The following is a 20,528-nucleotide window of genomic DNA, read 5'->3' as shown; positions in this document are numbered from 1 at the left end:
ACCCCAGTGGTCACCGCAGTCGTGGGTGAGTCAGCCGTGGGGGAGACAGTCGCGGAGGTGGGTGACGGCGACGTCGCCGTGTCGATGGGGCGGGCAGCAGCGGACGCCGTCGGCGCTGCGGTGGGCAGGGACGGTTCCGCTCCGGAAGGCTGCGGAACGAACAGTGCCACCAGAGCGACCACGGAGACGACGCCCGCTGCCCGAGCAGCTCGCGGATCGGTGCCCGGCAGCGTCGATCGGCTGTGCTGCCAGCGCAGCACGAGGACCACCACGATGAAAGCCGTCAGGCCGAGGATGAGCACCGACAGCACGAGACCGCGGGCGACACCGAGACCGTCGAGGTCGCGCTTGACCACGACCGTCGCGAGCGCGACGACCAGGGTGGCACCCAGGACCTGCCACGTCGGCAGGGCGGAGAGCACGGAGAGTGGACCGCTGCGCTGAGGCGCGTTGTGCACGGAATCCACCCCCGGTGATCAGGTTCCCTGCCGAGGACATCCGCCTCGGCGACGGGTGCTCAGGCGCACCGGTTCGTCGTAGAAGGGATCGGGTCACCGTGGACGCTCATCGATCGGCCAGTGGTGTGATGAGTGCTTCACGGCCCGAGGTCAACGACGCGGCAGCAGTTGCGACGTCTCGTCCAGGAAGGCTGAGCAACCCTGTCCCATAATCAAGGTTGCTTCTCGACCTTGATTATGATGTCGCCGTGTCCCGTGTGGTGAGCGCCGTCTGGAGCCCTGACCCAGCTGACGCGGTGGGGCTGCCCCGGCGGCACCGCCAGCCGTGCCGTTACGACGCCTTCGTCCCCGACCCCCTCGTAGGACGGGAAGTGGTCCTGCCCGCCGACGTGATCGCCGACGTCTCCGACGCTGAGCGCGCCGTGCAACGCCTCAACAGCTCGGACCTGCCCTACCGCGGCTACGAGGCCGTCGCCCGGCTGTTACTGCGTGCTGAGGCGGTGGCGTCCTCCCGCATCGAGGGCCTGGAGATCGGCGGCCGCCGACTGGCGCGCGCCGATGCCGCGCGCGCCGCGGACGGCTCCTCGCCCGACGAGGGCGCCGCCGAGGTTCTCGGCAACATCGACGCCATGCGGGCGGCCGTCGACGACGTCGCCCGCCGACCCCATGTCGGCGTCGACGGCATCTGTGACATCCACCGCGCCCTGCTGGCCGGCACCCGGGACGCCTCGTGGGCCGGGCAGGTGCGCGACCGGCAGAACTGGATCGGCGGGTCGAGCTACAACCCGTGCCGCGCCGACTTCGTGCCCCCGCCCCCCAGCGAGGTCGGTGCCCTGCTGGAAGACCTCGCCGAGTACCTGGAGTCGGACTGGCACTCCCCGCTCGTCCAGGCAGCCATCGCGCACGCGCAGTTCGAGACCATCCACCCCTTCGCCGACGGCAACGGCCGCACCGGCCGCGCGCTCATCCACGTGGTGCTCACCCGACGGGACTTGAGCCCGCGACACGTGCCACCGATCAGCCTCGTGCTCGCCACCCGCAGCCAGGACTACGTCGCCGGGCTCACCACCTACCGCGCAGCGCCGGAGGACCCCAGCGGCCTGGCCGAGTGGATCGCCGTCTTCGCCGCGGCCACCACCGAGGCCTGTGAACGCGTCGCCGGGCTCACCACCGGCCTCGCAGAGCTGCGGCAGCGCTGGCGTGACGCGGTCGGGACCGTGCGGGCCGGATCCACCGTGGCGCAGCTGCTCGACGAGGTGCTGCCCCAGGCGCCGGTGCTCACCGTCGCCCAGCTGGTCAAGCTCACCGGGCGCTCCACGCAAGCCGTCAACGAGGCCGTCGACCGCCTGCACACCGCGGGCGTCCTGCGGCAGACGACCGCGGGGCGGCGCAACCGCGCCTTCGAGGTAGACGGGCTCATCGACCTCATCACCGGGTTCGAGCGGTCCCTGGCGTCACCGGCGGGGGACACGGCGGTCGAGCCGCCGGCGCGGCCGGTGCCGCGGCGGGTCGGTCGGTAGTGCATGCCCTGCTGTGGTGGTGCTCCTGACCCCGTGAATCACCAGGAGGGTTGCTCACCACCTGAGTGCTTGTGGTTTACGTGCGGAGTAATCGCAAGCGCGGCGGTCGCTGGCATCGAGATCGCCGACGATCCGGCTGGTGGTGCGCGGGGTTGTGCGAGGCGCTCGTGCTCACTCCGCGCCCCACGGCGAGGACGCCGAGGAGTGCTGGGCGAAGGCCTCGCGCACGCGCCGGCGCTCCTCCTCGGACAGCACCGCGGCGAAGGGCGAGTTCTGCCGCAGCTCCCGCGCCCGCGGGGACGGGGAGGTCAGGGCCGTCAAGATGCCCTCGACGGGCCCGTCGAGCAGATCCGCCCACTCCGCCAGCCACTTCGCCACCTGCCCTCGCGAGTGGCGCTCGCGCAGGATGGCCAGGTTGGCGCGCGCCTGCGCGATCGTGGTCTCCGGGTCGGTGATCAGGCGGTCGGCGACGGCGTGCGCCAACCACAGGCCGCGGCGCTGGTCCCGGCTCAGCCGCGCGCCCGTGGCGCGCAGCGCTTCCACGTCGGCGCGGCGCACCCGGCGGTGCACGCCCGTCGTCGTGTGGGGCAGGTCGCCGCGCTCGCACAGGTTGACGACGTGCTGGCGCGAGACGCCGAGGATGCGCGCGGCTTCGCCGGTGGTCAGCCACTCCTGGCTGACGGAGGACCAGGTGTCCTCGAAGACGGCGGTGCGCGTGTCCCCAGGCTCCTCACAAACGCAAAAGACACAACGGCCCTGTAACCGTTTTGCGTCTGTTGCGCTGGTCGACCGTCAGGGTGCACGGGTGCACCGCATGAAAGGGGGTGCGCTTGGGCGTGCTGCGTCAGTGCGACGACCTGGGATGTGAGGCGCGGGCGCGGCCCTTGTCGGCAAGTGCTCGAGGTTGCAGCGGATGAAGCAGAGGGCACCTCTTGACCGTCGATCGTGCACGATCTACGGTCTACGACATCAGCTCACCGACGAGCCGATGCTGAGGAGGTGCTCGTGTCCCCGCCCGGTCCGCGATCTCTCAACCCGTCCGAAGGGCCTGTCTACGATGGTGCTCGTGGAGCCGACGACCCGACGCTCACTGGCGTCGAGCCGGCAGATGCTCGCCGACCACGTGTACGACGCCGTCCTCGACCTGCTGATCGACGGCGAGCTGAAGGCCGGGCAGGCCCTGGGCATCGACGGGCTCGCCCGCGAGTTCGGGGTGTCGCAGACACCGGTGCGCGAGGCGCTGGCGCGGCTGGAGTCCACCGGGCTCGTCCGGCGCGTCGCCCTCAAGGGGTACCGGGTCGCTCCCGTGGCCACGCCGGAGGAGCTGGTGCGGCTCATGCAGGCGCGGCTCCTGCTGGAGCCGGCGCTCGCCGAGCTGGCCGCGCACCACCTCACCCCTGACGTCCTCGAGCAGCTCGAGCAGGCCGTGCACGACCTGGCGACCGCACCCCTCGGGCCGTCGTTCCACGAGTTCCGGCAGTACTGGGAAGCGGACGAGCGCTTCCACCGCATCATCGCCGAGGCGACCGGCAACGAGTTCCTCCTCGGCGCCTACACCGCCCTCGGCGGGCAGATCCAGCGCTTCCGCCTCTTCGGCGGCGGGGGCGTCACCGACTCCGACCACTGCGTCGCCGAGCACACCCGCGTCCTCGAAGGGCTGCGCACCGGCGACCCGGCCACGGCCCGCGCGGCCATGGCCGCCCACATCACCGAGGCGCGCGACCGCGCCCTGCAGGCGTACGAAACACCCGGCACCGCCGCCGCGGAAGCCTGAGCACCCCTCCGCACGCACGACCCCCGGCGGCGCCGCCCGTCCTCCTCGCACCGCTGCGAGGCCACCCAGCCGAGAGGCCACCCCCCGTGTCCACCGACACCGCTGCCCACAACCCCGGGCTGTCCACCTACCACAACCACTTCCCGCGCTCCGCGCCCAGCGACCCGTCCGCGCCGCACGTCGCCAGCGCCACCGTCACCGTCGACGCCTCCAGCGACCGCGGTCCGCTCACCCGCATCTGGGAGAGCATCGGGTACGACGAGATCAACTGGACCTACACGCCCACCGGCAAGCAGCTCCTGCGCACCTTCGCGGAACTGTCCCCGCGGCCGTTCCACGTGCGCCCGCACTACGTTTTCTGCTCCGGCACCGGGTTCGGGATCCCGCACTGGGGCAACGGGAACGTCTACCACGAGGACGCCGACGGAAACCCGCACTACGACTTCACCATCGTCGACCAGACGTACGACGCCATCGTCGGCGCCGGCCACCACGTCCTCGTCGAGCTCGCCTTCACCCCGCGCGACCTGCTCCCGCCCGAGGCCGACGAGCTGAAGGTCGTCTCCAGCCCCACCGTCTACAGCAACTACGAAGCCGGTGCGTGGGCGTACCCGCCGAAGGACTACGAGAAGTGGCGCGGGCTCGTCGCCGCGCACGCCCGGCACTGCCTGGAGCGCTACGGCGCGGAGGAGGTGAGCACCTGGCTGTGGGAGCTGTGGAACGAACCGGACATCTTCTACTGGAAGGGGACCACGCAGCAGTTCTGCGACCTCTACACCGTCACCGCCGAGGCCGTCCGCAGCGTCCTGCCCGACGCGCAGGTCGGCGGCCCGGCCGTCACCGGTGGCGGGGTGCAGTTCATGCGCGACTTCCTCACCCACACCTCCACGAACGACGTCCCCCTCGACTTCGTCTCCTTCCACACCAAGGGCTCCGCGTTCACCCCCTGGCGGGTCTACGGCCCCACGGGCGGCCCGGCACCGGAGAAGCAGAACCCCTCGGCGCACAAGATGCTCTTCGAGATCCGCCGCATGCTGCGCGTCATGGCGGAGTTCCCGCAGTACCACGACCTGCCCGCCATCGTCGACGAGTGCGACGCGGGCGTCCCCGCCCACTACAGCGTCTACGACAACGCCAACTTCCAGTTCCAGAACACCGAGTACTACCCCGTCTTCCAGGTCAAGCTGTTCAAGAAGATCCTCGACCTCAACGACACCGAGACCGCCACCGTCACCCAGGCCACCTCGTGGAGCTTCTACTTCGAGGGCGAGCGCTACTTCGAGGGCACCCGCGCCTTCCTCACCGCCGGCGGCGTCGAGAAGCCCCTCCTCAACGCCTACCGGATGGTGTCCCGGCTCGGCGGGCGGCGCGTCGACGCCACCTCCACCGCCGCCAGCGACCCGGCCGAGCTCGACGCCGGTGACGGGCGCAGCATGGGGGAGGAGGTCGACGTCCTCGCCTCCACCGACGCCGCCGGCCGCGTCACCGTCCTCGTCTGGCGGCACACCGACGACCAGTACCGGACCGACGAGGCCGCCACCCCCGTCGACGTCCGCATCACCGGCCTCACCGCGGCGGAGTACTCCGTCAGCCACTTCCGCATCGACGCCGACCACAGCAACGCCCACACCGCGTGGGTCGCTCAGGGCAGCCCGCAGGACCCGACGGCCGAGCAGCTCGCCGCCGTCAAGGCCCGGCAAGGGCTCGAGGAACTCGAACCGTCCCGGTCGGCGACCCCCCGGGACGGCGCCCTCCAGCTGGACGTCACGCTCCCGCTGCCGTCGGTGTCCATGCTCGTCCTGGAGCCCAAGTGAACCGCACCGGGGTCAGCGACGTCGCCAACGTCGCCCTCAACAACGGCGTCACCGTCCCCCAGCTGGGCCTCGGGGTGTTCCAGGTCCCCCCGGAGGAGGCGCAGCGCGTCGTCGAGGAGGCGCTGGAGGTCGGCTACCGGCACGTCGACACCGCCGCCGCCTACGTCAACGAGGCCGGTGTCGGGGCGGCGCTGCGGGCGTCGGGCCTGCCGCGCGACGAGGTCTTCGTGACCTCCAAGCTGCGCAACGGCGACCAGGGGTACGACGAGGCGCTGCGGGCCTACGCCGACACCTGCGCACGCCTCGGGGTCGACGCCCTCGACCTCTACCTCGTGCACTGGCCCAACCCGTCCGCGAGTCGCTACGTCGACAGCTGGCGGGCCCTGGAACGCCTGCACGCCGAGGGCGCCGTCCGCGCCGTCGGGGTTTCCAACTTCCTGCAGCCCCACCTCGACGACCTCGCCGCCGCCACGGGGCTCGTGCCCGCCGTCAACCAGGTCGAGCTGCACCCCACGTTCCAGCAGCACGACCTCGTCGAGGACAGCCGGGACCGCGGGATCGTCGTCGAGGCCTACTCGCCGCTCGGGCAGGGCGCCGACCTCGACGCACCCGCCGTGCTCGCCGCGGCCCGCGCCCACGACGCCACCCCCGCCCAGGTCGTGCTCGCCTGGCACCTGCAGCGCGGGCACGTCGTCATCCCCAAGTCCAGCCGCCGCGACCGGCTGGAGGAGAACCTGGCCGCCGCCGGCCTCCACCTCGACGACGACGAGGTCGACGCCATCACCGCGCTCGAGCGCGGGCACCGCATCGGTGGCGACCCCGCCACCTTCGCCCTCAGCCAGATCCGTTAGGAGGTCCACCTCGATGGCGAGATCCCTCACCTCCGAGCCCGCCCTCGCCGCCGCACCGCCGCAGGGCCGGGCCCTGCGGACGCCGCCGAAGGACCAGCGCGTCGGCACCCGCAAGCAGACGCTGTGGATCTGGCTGTTCCTGATGCCGACGATCGTCCTGTACGGCGCCTACACGCTGTACCCGATCATCGCGAGCTACTGGTACTCCCTCGTGGAGTGGAACGGCTTCCAGGCCGAGCAGCGGTTCGTCGGCATCTCCAACTACCGCGCCGTCGTCGCCGACCCGGCGTTCTGGTCGTCGGTGAAGATCACACTGGTGTTCATGGTGCTCGTAGCGCCGGCACGCATCCTGCTCAGCCTGCTGCTCGCCATCGCGCTCAACTCGCCCAAGTTGCCGTTCCGCAACCTGTTCCGGACCGTCTACTTCCTGCCCGTCGTCACCACCACCGCCATCGTCGGCGTCGTCATGCAGTTCGTGTTCGACCCCAGCAGCGGCCCGGTGACGAGCATGCTGCGCCTGGTGGGCGTCGAGCAGGGCGTCGACCTCCTCGGCGACTCCGGCACGGCGCTCACCACCGCGGCGGCCGTGTACGTCTGGAAGTTCTTCGGCATCACGATGGTGTACTGGATGGCCGCCCTGCAGACCATCCCGTCCGAGCTGTACGAGGCGGCGCGCATCGACGGCGCCGGGGCGTGGCACATCTTCCGGCACATCACCCTGCCGCTGCTCACCCCGTTCCTGCTCATCATCACCGTGCTCACCGTGGAGGACACCTTCCACGCGTTCGACCTCATGCAGACCATGACCGGTGGTGGACCGTTCTTCTCCACCGAGATCATCGAGATCTACATCTACCGCTGGGCGTTCAGCGCCTCCATCCCGCAGCTCGGCTTCGCCTCGGCGGCCGCCGTCCTCTTCGGCGTCCTCGTCATGGTCGTCGGTGTCCTGCAGGCCTGGGCGCTGTACGCCGGCCGCAAGAGCAGGAGGGAGCTGTCGTGACCACCACCACCCCCGCCACCAGCAGCCGGCCCGTCAGCGCCCCGCCGCGCACGTCCCTCGCCCGGCGCGCCGCCCACCGCGCCCCCTGGTGGATTGCCGTCCTCTTCCTCGCGGGTGTCGCCGTCCTGTGGGTCTACCCGTTCGTGTGGATGGTGTCGGCCTCCCTGAAGAGCTCGATGGAGGTCTTCACCGCGGGCCTCGCGCTCATCCCGGAGGACTTCGCCTGGGAGAACTACAGCAGGGCCTGGACCGACGCCGGCTTCGGCCGGTACATGATCAACACGGTGATCGTGACGCTCGCGACCGTCGCCATCGTCGTGGTCCGCTGCGCGCTGTGCGGGTACGTGCTCGGCCGGTACTCGTTCCGCGGGTCCAAGCTCATCATCGGCATCCTCATCGCGACCCTGTTCGTCCCCACCGGGTACACCATCATCCCCGTCGTCAAGCTCTCCATGGAGCTGGGGCTGCTGAACTCGCTGACCGGCATGGTGCTGGCGCTGGCCGGGGCCTCGAACGTGTCGGCCATCCTCATCTACGCCGGGTACTTCCGCCAGCTCCCCAAGGAGCTCGAGGAGGCCGCCGTCGTCGACGGGGCCGGGTTCCTGCGGGTCTTCTTCCGCATCATGCTCCCGCTGTCCATGCCCGTCACCGCGACGGTCGGGCTGCTGACCTTCCTCTTCACCTGGAACGCCTTCTTCCTGCCCCTCGTCTTCTCGTTCAGCCGCCCCGAGCTGCGGACGCTCAGCGTCGGCATGCAGGCGTTCGTCGGGGAGAACGCGACCGACTGGTCCGGCATGGCCGCCGCCGGTGTCGTCTCGATCCTGCCGATCGTCGCGCTCTTCCTCTTCCTCCAGCGCTTCTTCGTCGAAGGCATCGCCGGAGCCGTCAAGTCCTGAGCACCACCCGCACCACGGTCACGAACCACCGTCTCGATGAGGAGATCGCCATGGCACACGTCACCCGCCGCTCGCTGCTGGTCGGCAGCGGTGCCCTGCTCAGCACCGCAGCGCTCGCTGCCTGCGGCGGAGGAGGGGAGAGCGCCGGCCCCGGGCCCAGCGGGTCGCTGCGCTGGTGGGACCACTTCAGCGCCCTGCAGAAGTTCCACGCGGACTGGGCCGCCCAGCAGTCCCAGGACCTCGGCAAGCAGGTGGAGTACACCTACAACGACGTCTCCCGTTCCGCCGAGGCCCTGCAGCTCGCCAACCAGAGCAACCAACTGCCCGACGTCTACTCCAACGTGCTGGACCTGCCGCTGTCCGCCCTCGTCGCCGAGGGGTGGGTCCACGAGCTCCAGCTCAGCGACGAGGCGCTGGCGAGACTGCCGGAGGGCTCGCTCACCGAGGGGATCACCAGCCTCGACGGCAAGGTGTACGGCCTGCCGCTGTTCACCTCCCAGCAGTACGCCGCCGCGCACTGGTTCAACACCGACATCACCACCGCCGCGGGCCTGGACCCCGACGACCCGCCCACCACGTACGACGAGTACCGCGCCGCCCTGGAAGCCATCAAGGCGAAGGGTGACGGGGCCGCGCCGATGATCCTCGCCCTCGGCGGGACCGCCCGCATGCGCGAGCAGATCGACGACCTCGCCCAGGTCGCCGGGTTCCCCGGGTTCCAGGGCATGAAGTACGCCACCGGTGAGTACGCCTACGACGACGACACCTACGTCAACGCCATCGAGTTCTGGAAGGAGCTCAACGACTCCAGCCTCATCCTCGCCGGCAGCGGAGGGCTCACCGTCGCCGATGCCCGCAGCCGCTGGGGAGCGGGTGTGGCTGGCTTCTTCCCCGACGGCCCCTGGTGCGCCGGTGGCGTCAAGAACGTCGCGCCGGCGTTCGTGGAGAAGCTGGGGGTCGGCCCGATCCTCGTCCCCCAGGCCGGCAACCCCGTCATCACCTACCGGGGTGCGCCCGGGGCGCAGTTCTTCGTCGCCGGGTCCTCCGCCGACCCCGAGGCGGCGAGCCGCCTCGTCGAGTCCATGACCACGACCGAGTACCAGGCCGGCCTAGCCGGAGGCATGGACCAGCCTCCGCTGGACCTGTCCGTCGTCCAGGACGCCGACGTCGTCGAGCCCTACCGCAAGCTCGCCGGCTGGTTCGAGGAGACCGTGCGGCGCGGCCCCGAGGCCGTCGTCGCCAACCCGCAGATCGCGCAGGTCGAGGCGGCGTCGAAGCCCATCAGCCCCCACCTCGGCGACATCGTCCAGGGCTACCTCGGTGGGGACATCACCGACCTGCGCGGGGCCCTGAAGTCGCTCAGCGACGCTTTCTCCGCGGACCGGGAGCAGGCCATCGCCACCGCGACGGCCGCCGGGGCCCAGGTGTCGCTGGACGACTACGCGTTCCCCGAGTGGGTGCCGGGGCAGGACTGGACCCCGCCCGCCGCCGGCTGACCCACCGCGCGACGCGCAGCACCCGCCGGCCGGGCGGACTACGCCCGGCCGGCACCACCGAGAGAACCGCCGAGGAGACCGCTGATGACCGTCTCGTTCCCCGCCGCGCGCACCGCCGTCGTCACCGGTGTCGGAGCACCCCGCGGCATCGGCCGCGTCGTCGCGCGCCGGCTGGCCCGCGAGGGTTGGAGCCTCGCGCTCGTCGACGTCCGGCCCGACGGCGTCGCGGAGATCGCCGACGAGCTCAGCGGCACGACCGACGTGCTGGGCGTTCCGGCCGACATCACCTCCCCCGTGGAGGTCCGGTCGGCGTTCGACCGCGTCGACGGCGCGCTGCCGCCCGTCGTGGGCCTCGTCAACCTCGCCGGCACCGCCTGCCCGACACCCCTGCTGGAGCTGACGGTGCAGGAGTGGAACACCAGCTTCGCCGTCAACGCGACGGGGTCCCTGCTGATGATCCAGGAGGCGGCGCGGCGGATGGCCGCCGTCGGGGTCGGCCGCATCGTCAACACCTCCTCGATCACCGCCCTCGACGGCGGCGGCACGTTCTCCAAGACCGCCTACGCCGCGTCGAAGGCCGCCGTTCTCGGGCTCACCAAGGGCGCCGCCCGGGAACTGGGCCCGCTCGGCATCACCGCGAACGTGCTGCTGCCCGGCCCCGTGGACACCGACATCATGGGTGGGCAGCTCACCGAGGAGCGCAAGGCCGGGATGGCCGCGGGCATCCCGGTGGGGCGTGTCGGCCAGCCGGACGACATCGCCGCGGCCGTCTCGTTCCTGCTCGGTGAGGAGGCCGGGTACGTCAACGGTGCCAGCTTCCAGATCGACGGGGGCAAGCTCATCCACTGACGCGGATCAGCGCTTCGCCTCGCAGAGCGAGGATCCGGTTCAGCGGATCGCTCGCGCCAGTGCTCGCGTGCCACCGACGGGATCTACCGCACCGGGCGGCAGCCGCGGCTGGCTGGTATTCCAGCCAGGTGGCTCTCATGGTGGCCGCACGTACTTGGCGCACCCCATCCGCAGCGTGGTGCCGTCCCTGGACGGTCCGGTTCTCGTCGCCTTGGCCGGATCCGCTGCTCCGGCCTCCGGCCGGGATATCGCTCGGCTCGTGGGGAAGGCCTCCCACGCCGGTGTACAGCGGGTCTTGGCTCGCCTCGCCACCGTTCGCCCGGACGGCCCTGCCATGGCGAAGGATCTGCGTCGGCTGCTGGAGATCAAGGACCAAGCGCACTACGCCGCGACGATGGTCTCCGCCGCACGTGCTGAACAGGCCGTCCAGTGGGCGCGTCGTCTCCACGATCTCGCCGTTCGCACCGGTTGAGTCGCGACCCGGCCTCCCTCCGGTGATCAAGGAAGTGACAACTTCCTTGATCACCGAGGGGTGGGGGTCAGGCGTGCTGGGCGGTCCACGCCGCGTGCAGCCGCGAGTACGGCCCCCCGGCGTTCGCCAGCTCCACGGCCGGCCCCACCTCCACGACCCGTCCCGAGTCCACGACCACCACCGTGTCCGCGGCCTCCGCCGTGGAGAGCCGGTGCGCGATCGCCACGGACGTCCGCCCGCTGAGCACCCCCTCCAGCGCCCGCTGCAACCGCACCTCGGTCGCCGGGTCCACCGAGGACGTCGCCTCGTCCAGCACCAGCAGGTCCGGGTCGGCCAGGTGTGCCCGGGCGAGCGCCACGAGCTGCCGCTCCCCGGCGGACAGCCGCTCGCCGCGCTGCCCGACGGGGGTGTCCAGCCCGTCGGGCAGCCCGTCGAGCCAGCCCGCCAGGCCGAGGTCCTCGAACGCCGCCCGCACGTCCGCCTCCGTGGCGCCGGGCTTCCCACGGCGCACGTTCTCGCCGACGGTGGCGTCGAAGAGGAACCCCTCCTGCGGGACGGCGACGACGCGACGGTGCAGTTCCCGGCTGGGCAGGTCGCGCGCGTCCACGCCGTTCAGCAGCACCCGCCCGGAGGCGGGGTCCACGAGGCGGGTCACCAGCCGGGCGAGGGTGGTCTTGCCGGAGCCGGTCTCGCCGACGACGGCGGTGCGCGAACCGGCGGGCAGGTGCAGGGTGACGCCGGTGAGGACGACCTTGTCGGTGCCAGGGTAGGTGTAGGCGACGTCCTCGACGCGCACGTCCACCGGCCCCACCGGCAGCTCCTTCACGCGTTCCTTCGACGGTTCGGGCACGGTGACGGGGGTGTCGATGAGGTCGACGACGCGGCGCCAGCCGGCGAGGGCGTTCTGCAGCTCGTTGAGGACCTCGGTCGCGGCCTGCACCGGCCCCACCCACAGCTGCGCGAGGAACAGGAACGCCAGCAACCGCCCCAGGGTGATGTCGCCGTCGACGCCCAGCAGGGTGCCGACCACGATGACGAGCGCCACCACGAGCCCGGAGACGAACACGCCGGTGGTGAACGTCGCCGCGGTCGCCACCTGCGCCTTCACGGCCTGCTTGCGGTGCGCCTCCACGGCCGCGTCGACGGTGCGGCGCGAGCGGGCCTCGGCGGCGTGCGCGCGGATCACGTCCGCGCCCACGACCGTCTCGGAGACCGCGGCGAGCATCTCGCCCATCCGCACCCGCACCCCGGCGTACGCCTGCGCCACCGGCCGCTGCAGCTTGTTGCGGACGAGGATCAGCGGCACGAAGCAGCCGAGCACCACGAGCGCCAGCTGCCACGAGTAGACGAACATCACCGCGGTCGCCAGGACCACCTGCCCCAGCGAGAGCACCAGCACCAGCATGCCGGTCTGCAGGAACGTGGAGATGGTGTCGACGTCGCTGGTGACGCGGCTGACGAGCGCGCCGCGCCGCTCCCCGGACTGGGTGAGCACCGCCAGGTCGTGCACGTGCCGGAACGCGCGGGTGCGCAGGTTCGCCAGCCCCGCCTCGGTGGCGCGGAACAGGCGCACGTTCACCACCCACGCCGTGACCACGGTGAGGAGCACGACGACGGCCGCGATCGAGCACAGCATCGCGACCCTGCCGACGTCCGGCCCGTCGGGGCCCATGACGCCGGTGTCGACGGTCTGCTGCACCGCGATCGGCACGACGAGCTTGCCGACCGTCGTGGCCGCCGCGATGGCCAGGGTGATGCCCAGGCCTTCGGCGATCTGCGGGGTCAGTTCCCGAGCGCGGCGCAGCACCCCGCCGCGCTCGGCGGAACCGGCCGCCGCCCCGATGGTGGTCGTGCTCACGCCATCCCCGCCTTGTTCGCCGCTTCGTCCGCCCGGTCGCGCGCCGCCCGCGCGTACGCCGTCACCAGGTCCCGGTAGCCCGCGTCGCGGGCCTCGACCTCCGCCGCCGGCCCCCGGTCCACGACCCGGCCGCGTTCCAGGTGCACCACCTCGTCGGCCAGCGCGATCGTCGCCGGCCGGTACGCCACCACCACCACCGTCGTGCCGGAACCCGAGGTCGCCAGCCCGTCCAGCACCGCCCGCTCCACCGCCGGGTCCAGGGCGCTGGTGGCGTCGTCCAGGACCAGCAGCCGCGGTTTGCGCACCAGCGCCCGCGCCAGCGCCAGGCGCTGCCGCTGCCCGCCCGAGAGGGTCGAGCCTCGCTCACCCACCAGCTCGTCCAGGCCCTTCGGCAGGGACCGCACGAAGTCCTCGGCACGCGCCAGGCGCAGCGCCTCCCACACGTCGTCGTCGTCCACGCGCCGCTCGGCGGGGACGTCGTCGGCGTCCAGGCCCAGGGCGATGTTGCCGCGCACCGTGTCGTCGAACACGAACGTCGACTGCGGCACCAGCGCCGCCGCGCCCGCCACCTCACCGGCGGCGAGGTCGCGCACGTCCACCCCGTCGAGGAGCACCTGCCCGGACGTGGGGTCGACCAGGCGCACCAGCATCCCCGCCAGCGTCGACTTGCCCGACCCGGTGCCGCCCACGACCGCCACCGTCGTCCCGGCCGCCACGTCGAGGGTGACGTCCGCGAGCGCCGGGGCGGCCTCGCGCCGGGGCGCGGGCGCCTCGTCGCGGCGCACGAACTGCCCGGGGACGTCGGGGCGCTCGGCCAGCGGGTCGGTGGCGGGGACGGGGTGGCGGTAGGTGAGGTCCCTCGCCGCGACCGCCAGGGGACCGGTGCCGGGGGCGGGACGGTCCCCCCACGGGGTCGTCGCCTCCTCCTGCAGCACCGCCTGCACGCGCGCGTCCCCGGCCACGGTGCGCGGAAGTTCCGACAGCAACCACCCGAAGGAGCGCACCGGGAACGCCAGCAGACCCAGCAGGTACGCGATCTGCACGAGGTCGCCGACGCCCACCGCCCCGTTCGCCGCGCGGACCGTGCCGACCACGAGGACCGCGAGGGTGCCCAGGTTCGGCAGGGCGTCGATCACCGGGTCGAACGTGCCGCGGGTGCGGCCGGCGGCCACGTTCGCCGCGCGCAACCGGTCGGCGTCGCCCGCGAAGCGCTCTACCTCCTCATCGGCCAGGCCGAGGGTCTTCACCACGAGCGAACCCTCGAAGCTCTCGTGCGCGGTGGCGGAGACCTCCCCGCGCAGCTGCTGCACGCGCGTGACCCGCGGGGACATGCGCCGCTGGTAGACGACGTTCGCGGCCACCAGCGCCGGCAGCACCAGCAGGCCCACCGCCGCCAGCACCGGGTCCGCCGCCGCCATCGCCACCCCGGCCACCGCGATGAGGACGACGACGCCGAGCGCGAACGGCAGGATGAACATCGCCTGCCAGGTGGCCTCCACGTCCGAGCTGGCCGTCGCCAGCAGCCGCCCCGCGGGGTGGGCGTGGTGCCACGACAGCGGCAGCTCCAGGTAGCGGCGCGCCAGCGCCCGGCGGTAGCGGGCCTGCAGGGCGAAGGCGACCATGCCGGCCCAGATGCGCCGCACGAGGATCGCCGCGACCGTCACCACGGTGACGGCCATCAGCGTCGCCCCGGCCAGCCACACGTCCGCAGTGCTGACCGCCTCGCCGGAGCCGGTGACCGCGGGCACGACGACCCGCTCCGTCACCCGCCCCACGAGCCAGCCGCTGGCGGCCGTGCCCACGCCGTACAGGGCCGAGCCGATGATCGCGATGGTGAAGAGGCGTCGCTCTTCCCGGGCGCCGCGGGCCATGGTGCGCATGCCGCTGACGAAGGTGCCGCTCACTGGATGAAGCCTGGCACGGGTGCGTGCGCGGTGCTGGATGAGGCTTTCCCGATCAACCCGTACACGTCCTTCGTCCGCGGTCACTCACGTCACCCGAGACGACCGCCCCCGCTCGGACGATCTTCCACACCGGTGCCGGCAGGCCCGCCCGCGCCGAGCTGCAGCAGCTGTCCCGCGCGGTGCCACCGGCGCTGCGGGGAGTGCGGGACCTGGCCGGCCGCCCCTTCGCCGACGCCGACGACCTCCTGGACCACCTCGCCCGCGAGGCGCAGGATGAACCCGTCCTCCTCGTCCTCGACGAGTACCCGGAACTGCTGCGCTCGGTGCCGGAGCTGTCCGGGGTGCTGCGCGCCTTCCTCGACCGGCCCGCCGGCCGCGGTGTGCGGGTCCTGCTGTGCGGGTCCGCGGTGCGCAGCACGGCGGAACTGCAGGAAGAGCGTTCGCCGCTGTTCGGGCGCTTCGGGCTGCGCCTGCAGCTGCACCCCTTTGCCCCGCACGAGGTCCCCGCCCTGCTGCCCGGCCTCACCCCCGCCGAACGAGCGCAGGTGTACGCCCTCCTCGGCGGCACGCCGCTGTACCTGTCCTGGTGGGACACCGCCGACGACCTCGCCGGGAACCTGCGGAGACTCGCGACCCGGCCCGGCGGCCTGCTGCTCACCGAGGGCGACCTGCTCCTGGCCACCGAGGTCGAGCGCGGCGACCAGCCGGCCGCCGTCCTCCAGGCCATCGCCACCGGCAGGACCAAGCACCAGGAGATCAAGGCGTGGGTCGGTGCCGAACCCAGCCGCACCCTCGAGAAGCTCATCGAGCTGCGCCTCATCGAGCGCGGCCTCGGGGAGTCGATCCTGCCCGTCCTGCTGGACGGCCTCGACGACGCCAGCGGCCCGGCGTGGGAGGTCGTGGTGCGCGACCACGTCCGCCGGCTCGCCGCCGCGGGGGAGTTCGGCGACGAGGTGGTCGCCGTCGGGCCGTGGTGGCGCGGCGACGGCATCGACGAGATCGACGTCGTGGCGCTCGCCGGCCGGCAGCGCCGGCCCGTGCTGGTCGGCGAGGTGACGTGGCGGCGCGAGGTGGACGGGGACCGGCTGGTGCGGACGCTGCGCGCCAAGGCCGCCGGGCTGGACGTCGACGTGGAGGAGCTGCGGTTCCTCATCGCCGCTCGGGGCAGCGTGCGGGTGCGGACGGAGGAGCCGGCGGTGGTCACAGCAGCGGACGTCTTCGCCTGACAAGCGTTCGCCGGCCGTGAAGCATGCATTTACTCTTAAAATGTTAGAGTAGATGCATGGAGCGAGTGGACGTCGACCGCGCCCTGGCGTCGCCTCTCGAGGACGTCGGTCGCGCTCTGAGCGCGCTCCCGGAAGACCAGTGGTTCGAGCGCAAGAGCGCCCGTGTGAGTCCGGCGAAGCTGAGCCAGGCGGTCGTCGCCTTCGCCAACGCCGAGGGCGGCACGATCGTCGTCGGTGTCCACGACGGCCGGGTCGAGGGCACCGACGCAGACCCGAGGCACCGCAGCGAGCTGCAGCAGGTCCACGTGCAGCACGTCCAGCCGCCCGCCCGCGTCCACACGCGTCTGGTGCCGTGCCGCACCGACGACGGCCGCGACGACCACCTCCTCGTCGTGGACGTCAGCCCGGGCGACGACGTGCACGCCACCACGAGGGACGACGTGTACCTCCGGCTCGGCGACGAGACGCGCCGGCTCACCTACGTGCAGCGGCGCGAGCTGTTCTTCGACCGCAGGCAGGCCGGCTTCGAGTCCGAGCTCACCCCGATCGGCCTCAACGAAACCGCTGCCGTCGACGTCGAAGCCGCGGAGGAGTACGCCACCCGCGTCGGGCACCCGCACTGGCAGGGCCTGCTCGCGGCGCGCGGGCTGGCGCGGGACGGGCGCCTCACCGTCGCCGGCCTCCTGCTCTTCGGGCGGCACCCCGGCAGCGAACTGCCCAACGCCCACGCCCGGGTCACCCGGTTCGCCGGCCGTGAGCGCGGGACGGGGGCGCGTCAGCAGGTCGTCTCGGACCGGCGGTTCGAGGGAGCCCTGCCGCGACTGCTGGCCGAGGTCTTCGACCACGTCCGGCAGGTGCAGCCCCGCCGCCGGGCGCTGGCCAGGGGCGGGCGCTTCGAGGACGTCCCGGCCGTTCCCGAGGACGCCTGGCTGGAGGCCGTCGTCAACGCCGTCGTGCACCGGTCCTACAGCCTGCAGAGCGACCACGTGCACGTGGACGTCTTCGACGACCGCATCGAGGTGGAGAGCCCCGGCCGGTTCCCCGGGCTCGCCGACCTGCGGGACCCGCTGTCCCTGCACCGCTTCGCGCGCAACCCCCGCATCGCCCGGGTGTGCGCGGACCTGGCCTTCGGGCAGGAGTTCGGCGAGGGGATCCGCCGCATGTTCGACGAGATGCGCCTCGCCGGCCTCCAGCCGCCCCTCTACCGGCAGACGGAGGGCAGCGTCCGGCTGACGCTGTCCGCCGACCTCGGTGCACAGCCCGGCGACGACCGACTGCCGGAGGAGACCCGCCTGGTCGTCACGGCGTTGCGGGAGGCGGGACGGTTGGGGACGCGCGACCTCGCCGAGGTCATGGGGCGCACGCGCCCGACCGCGATCAGGAAGCTCGCTGCTATGCGCGAGCGGGGCGTCATCCGCTGGAACGGTCAGTCCACCCGGGACCCGCACGCCTACTGGGACCTGCCGGGGTAGCGCCCTCGCGCGCACGTCGAGGGTCACGTGCGACGGAGCTCCTCGGATCAGCCGCCCGTCAGGCTCGACCGGGCCAGCGCCACCACCTCGGGTGGTTGCGCGCTGGTCCCCGCAGCCGGCGCCGTCGTCGCGGCGCCCAGCTGGACGAGGACCTCGGCCGTCAACCGGCCGGCCTCGTGGACGTCGCCGCTGCGCAGCGGCCCGTCGGTGCGTGCCCACCCCAGTTCGTGCAGGACCTCCACGGCGAGCGCGACGTCCCGCTGGGCGTGCACCGGGCGTCCCGCCGCGACCCCCAGCAGCAGGACCAGGCCGGCGACCCGCTCGTACTCGGCGGAACCGGCGGGCAGCCTGTCGGCCAGGTGCCGCAGCAGGGCGAGCGGGTCGTGGCGGACCTTCTTCGCCGCCGCCGTCAGCAGCAACCGGCCACGGTTCTTCCGGAGCAACCCGCTGCCCTGCAGCGCCGAGCGCAGCGTCACCAGCGGCACGGCGTCAGCCTCGCGGGGTTTCGCGCCGCGCCCGCGCCAGATCCGGTCGATGGTCAGCACGTCGAACGCCGCGGCGACCACGGCCGGTGGCAGGTACCCGGCCTGGATGAGGACGACGCCGTCGTCACCGACCTGATCCAGCAGCCAGCGGATCCCCGCGGTCTGCCGGGCGGCGGTCCCCTCCTGCGGGACCCCGGTGAGGTGCTGGTGCGGCATCGCCTCGCGGGCGAGGGCGACGAGGCGCTCGGCGAGGTCCGGGGAGATCCGCGGCAGGATCGCCACGAGCGCGGCGGGCAACCCGGTGGTGTCCACCCCGCCGGTGACGTCGTCGGGGAACAGCGGCCCGGTCGGCCCGGCGGCGAGCGCCTCATCGGTCTCCTGCACCGAGAAACCTTCGGGGTCGCCCAGCCCGTAGTACGCCAGGCGCTCGCGGTCGTCCTCGTCCAGGGCCCGGCCCGCCTGCTGTTCCGCACGCAGGCCCAGCAGCGACTGGTAGCCCCACGGGCCGCCGCAGTCCTCCGGTGGGCACGCCCGCCGGCCCGCCACGCAGCGCGGCCGCGGATCGTCGCGGGCGGGGGTGACGGCCTCCAGCTTGATCGTGTGGTCCCAGCCGTCGCCGAAGTCGTACGTGTACCGCAACCGGTCGCCGGGTTCGCCGAGCACCTGGTCGAGGCGCACGTCCGCCTCCGCCGTTCCGCGCTCGCCCTCGGCGACGTCGAACGCGGTGAGCAGTTGCGGTTCGAAGCGGTCGGCGGGGCCGGTCAACCGGCGGCGGAACGCGTGCAGGTGGCTGTTCGTCCAGCCCATCGCGGTCTGCAGCACGTCGTGGAAGGCGTCCAGGCGCACGTCGGACGGCACCTCGAGGCGGCGCCAGATCGGCGGGCGGACGTCGTCGAGGTCGACCCGGACCCGGTACGTCACCACCTCGGGCCGCGGTGGCAGCAGGGTGGGCTGAGGGGCGGGGAACAGCCCGGGGGACAACAGGCCCATCACCGCGGCGGCCTCGTCCGCGAGCGAGCTGTTCCGCAGGGCGTCGCGCACGGCCGGTGGCAGGTCGGCGTACGGGTCGTCGTCCGGGGGCCGTCGAGGCATGCGCCCCAGGGTAGGTGCGAGTCGGGTGACCACGACCCACCCCTACCCCACCCCGCGGTGATCAATGAAGTGGCAACTTCCTTGATCACCGCGGGGTGGGTCAGGTGGGGAACGCAGGGGCGGCGTGGTGGGCGAGGTCGTCGAGGAGTTCTTGCAGCACGGCCTCCTCGTCCACGCCGAGCCCGGTGCGTTCCACCTCGGCGGACAGTTCCGGGTCCCACGGCGTCACCGTGGGGTTCCCGCGCAGCGGCCGGCCCGCCGAGCGGACGGCGCGGCGGTAGTCGTCCACGCCGAGCCGCCACGGCTGCGCACCCAGTGCGATGACCGACGCGGCGATCGACAGCCCGCCCCGGTCGAGGTCGCCGTGGTAGCGCAGCACCGCGCCGCAGGAGAGCAGCGAGCGCACCAGGAGCACCCCGGCGGCGCTGGGCCGCCCCGCCAGGCACACCAGCGGGGGAGTCCGCACCCCGAACCGGTCCAGGGCCGCGCTGAGCACGACGGGGTTCTCGCACGCGTGCACCACCCGCCCGGTCACCGGGAACCGAGCGGGTTCCGCGGTCAGGTGCCGCAGGGTGAGGACCGTCGGCAACCCGGCGGACCGCGACGCCTCCAGCGCGTGGCCGGTGGCCGTGCCGCCGCCCGGCAGGCCGGCGACGAGCACGGTGGAGGAGACGTCGTCCAGCGCGACACCCACCGCCGCCCACACCGCGCGCCGGTCCGCGGCCGAGGCGGGGGAGGGGGAACCGGTCAGGGACGCCGCCGCGGACAGCACCAGTCCGGCCAGCGGCCCCGCGTCCAGGCCGTGCGGGTTCCGCACCGTCCGCTGGGCCAGCGAGCCCAGCGCCTCGCCCGGTGAGGGCAGGGCGGTGAGCACCGCGCGCAGGTCCGCGACGAGGCGGGCGGCATCGTCCGCGCCGTTCACCGCCCGCCGCAGCGAGGGAGCGGTGCGCGCCGCCGACCACCACCCTTCCCACCGGGGTTCACGTTCCACCAGGTCGTCCAGCGGGCGCAGCAAGTCCTCCCACGCCTCCCGCGCCGCCGCGGCGGCGTCGGCGCGCACGACCACCGGGCCGTCGAGGTGCTGCACCGCCGACGCCAGGCCCTGCGGCCAGGCGCCGCCGCGCAGGACCGCGTCGACGTCCGCCAGTCGCGCCGACAACGCACCGGAGCCCCGCGGCGCGCGGCCCAGCAGCCGCTCGAGCGCGGAACGTTCCGCGGCGGTGGGTTCGCGCAGCGACGCGGTGCCCGTCAGGGGTTTCCCGGCGCTCAGCCGCTCGCGCACCCGCCGCCGCAGCCACACCGACTCCGGGCCACCCAGCAGGGACCGCAGTCGCGCGTCGTCCGTGTCGCTCACGAGGAGC

16 protein-coding genes are annotated in these 20,528 nt (G+C 72.9%); 11 read left to right on the top strand and 5 right to left on the bottom strand.

Features of this window, described 5'->3' with window-relative positions; translation table 11 throughout:
- The first annotated feature begins 829 nt into the window (after window positions 1–829).
- Window positions 830–1,978 carry a Fic family protein gene (locus tag ACRYM0_RS05295; protein WP_432502784.1) on the top strand — a complete coding sequence of 383 codons (1,149 nt, stop codon included), beginning with the start codon at window positions 830–832 and terminating at the stop codon, window positions 1,976–1,978.
- A 171-nt stretch (window positions 1,979–2,149) separates the two neighbouring features.
- Here the strand turns inward: ACRYM0_RS05295 and ACRYM0_RS05290 are convergent, their stop codons facing one another.
- Entirely contained in the window at window positions 2,150–2,644 is a 495-nt protein-coding gene (locus ACRYM0_RS05290; RefSeq protein WP_432502807.1) for a helix-turn-helix domain-containing protein, read from the bottom strand.
- 391 nt (window positions 2,645–3,035) lie between these two features.
- Between ACRYM0_RS05290 and ACRYM0_RS05285 the strand changes: the two genes are divergently transcribed.
- The 8 genes from ACRYM0_RS05285 (at window position 3,036) to ACRYM0_RS05250 (ending at window position 11,130) form a co-directional block, all read left to right on the top strand.
- A complete protein-coding gene (locus ACRYM0_RS05285; RefSeq protein WP_432502781.1) occupies window positions 3,036–3,752 on the top strand; it encodes a GntR family transcriptional regulator in 717 nt (238 codons plus the stop codon).
- Window positions 3,753–3,838: 86 nt separating this feature from the next.
- Window positions 3,839–5,566, top strand: coding sequence for a GH39 family glycosyl hydrolase (locus ACRYM0_RS05280; protein WP_432502778.1), 1,728 nt, complete (start codon window positions 3,839–3,841; stop codon window positions 5,564–5,566).
- Window positions 5,563–6,417: an aldo/keto reductase gene (locus ACRYM0_RS05275; protein WP_432502776.1), complete on the top strand. Its 855-nt coding sequence runs from the start codon at window positions 5,563–5,565 to the stop codon at window positions 6,415–6,417. The genes ACRYM0_RS05280 and ACRYM0_RS05275 overlap by 4 nt, the downstream gene beginning before the upstream one ends.
- Window positions 6,418–6,430: 13 nt before the next feature.
- Window positions 6,431–7,417 (top strand): carbohydrate ABC transporter permease, encoded by a 987-nt coding sequence (locus ACRYM0_RS05270; RefSeq protein ID WP_432502773.1) that lies wholly within the window; start codon window positions 6,431–6,433, stop codon window positions 7,415–7,417.
- Window positions 7,414–8,313 carry a carbohydrate ABC transporter permease gene (locus ACRYM0_RS05265; RefSeq protein ID WP_432502771.1) on the top strand — a complete coding sequence of 300 codons (900 nt, stop codon included), beginning with the start codon at window positions 7,414–7,416 and terminating at the stop codon, window positions 8,311–8,313. The genes ACRYM0_RS05270 and ACRYM0_RS05265 overlap by 4 nt, the downstream gene beginning before the upstream one ends.
- 50 nt (window positions 8,314–8,363) lie before the next feature.
- Window positions 8,364–9,809 carry an ABC transporter substrate-binding protein gene (locus ACRYM0_RS05260; RefSeq protein WP_432502768.1) on the top strand — a complete coding sequence of 482 codons (1,446 nt, stop codon included), beginning with the start codon at window positions 8,364–8,366 and terminating at the stop codon, window positions 9,807–9,809.
- Window positions 9,810–9,893: 84 nt separating this feature from the next.
- Window positions 9,894–10,658 (top strand): SDR family NAD(P)-dependent oxidoreductase, encoded by a 765-nt coding sequence (locus ACRYM0_RS05255; RefSeq protein ID WP_432502765.1) that lies wholly within the window; start codon window positions 9,894–9,896, stop codon window positions 10,656–10,658.
- A gap of 175 nt (window positions 10,659–10,833) precedes the next feature.
- Entirely contained in the window at window positions 10,834–11,130 is a 297-nt protein-coding gene (locus ACRYM0_RS05250) for a hypothetical protein (protein WP_432502762.1), read from the top strand.
- A gap of 67 nt (window positions 11,131–11,197) precedes the next feature.
- Here ACRYM0_RS05250 and ACRYM0_RS05245 read toward each other — a convergent pair whose 3' ends face one another.
- Together ACRYM0_RS05245 and ACRYM0_RS05240 are read right to left on the bottom strand one after the other, a co-directional pair.
- Window positions 11,198–12,988, bottom strand: coding sequence for an ABC transporter ATP-binding protein (locus tag ACRYM0_RS05245; RefSeq protein WP_432502759.1), 1,791 nt, complete (start codon window positions 12,986–12,988; stop codon window positions 11,198–11,200).
- Window positions 12,985–14,892 (bottom strand): ABC transporter ATP-binding protein, encoded by a 1,908-nt coding sequence (locus ACRYM0_RS05240; RefSeq protein ID WP_432502756.1) that lies wholly within the window; start codon window positions 14,890–14,892, stop codon window positions 12,985–12,987. The genes ACRYM0_RS05245 and ACRYM0_RS05240 overlap by 4 nt, the downstream gene beginning before the upstream one ends.
- Before the next feature lie 179 nt (window positions 14,893–15,071).
- On the opposite strand from ACRYM0_RS05240, the gene ACRYM0_RS05235 reads away from it, so the two are divergent.
- Both ACRYM0_RS05235 and ACRYM0_RS05230 read left to right on the top strand, forming a co-directional pair.
- Window positions 15,072–16,118: an ATP-binding protein gene (locus tag ACRYM0_RS05235; protein ID WP_432502753.1), complete on the top strand. Its 1,047-nt coding sequence runs from the start codon at window positions 15,072–15,074 to the stop codon at window positions 16,116–16,118.
- Between the two features lie 56 nt (window positions 16,119–16,174).
- A complete protein-coding gene (locus tag ACRYM0_RS05230; RefSeq protein WP_432502750.1) occupies window positions 16,175–17,590 on the top strand; it encodes an ATP-binding protein in 1,416 nt (471 codons plus the stop codon).
- 47 nt (window positions 17,591–17,637) lie between these two features.
- Here the strand turns inward: ACRYM0_RS05230 and ACRYM0_RS05225 are convergent, their stop codons facing one another.
- The gene (locus tag ACRYM0_RS05225) at window positions 17,638–19,167 is read right to left on the bottom strand and encodes a plasmid pRiA4b ORF-3 family protein (RefSeq protein ID WP_432502748.1); all 1,530 of its coding nucleotides are present in this window, start codon (window positions 19,165–19,167) and stop codon (window positions 17,638–17,640) included.
- Window positions 19,168–19,267: 100 nt separating this feature from the next.
- Complete coding sequence (locus ACRYM0_RS05220) at window positions 19,268–20,521, bottom strand: TIGR02679 family protein (protein ID WP_432502745.1); 1,254 nt, start codon at window positions 20,519–20,521, stop codon at window positions 19,268–19,270.
- Between the last annotated feature and the right edge of the window lie 7 nt (window positions 20,522–20,528).

The sequence above is a fragment of the Kineococcus arenarius subsp. arenarius genome (assembly GCF_050871845.1).
Lineage (GTDB): Bacteria > Actinomycetota > Actinomycetes > Actinomycetales > Kineococcaceae > Kineococcus.
The sequence above is the reverse complement of the archived record's forward strand: the minus strand, read 5'-3'. Positions and strand labels throughout refer to the sequence as shown.

Coding starts and splice junctions, on each gene's coding strand:
- ACRYM0_RS05255 (WP_432502765.1), top strand. CDS start 9,894: ATGACCGTCTCGTTCCCCGCCGCGCGCACCGCCGTCGTCACCGGTGTC.
- ACRYM0_RS05260 (WP_432502768.1), top strand. CDS start 8,364: ATGGCACACGTCACCCGCCGCTCGCTGCTGGTCGGCAGCGGTGCCCTG.
- ACRYM0_RS05285 (WP_432502781.1), top strand. CDS start 3,036: ATGGTGCTCGTGGAGCCGACGACCCGACGCTCACTGGCGTCGAGCCGG.
- ACRYM0_RS05225 (WP_432502748.1), bottom strand. CDS start 19,167: ATGCCTCGACGGCCCCCGGACGACGACCCGTACGCCGACCTGCCACCG.
- ACRYM0_RS05270 (WP_432502773.1), top strand. CDS start 6,431: ATGGCGAGATCCCTCACCTCCGAGCCCGCCCTCGCCGCCGCACCGCCG.
- ACRYM0_RS05230 (WP_432502750.1), top strand. CDS start 16,175: ATGGAGCGAGTGGACGTCGACCGCGCCCTGGCGTCGCCTCTCGAGGAC.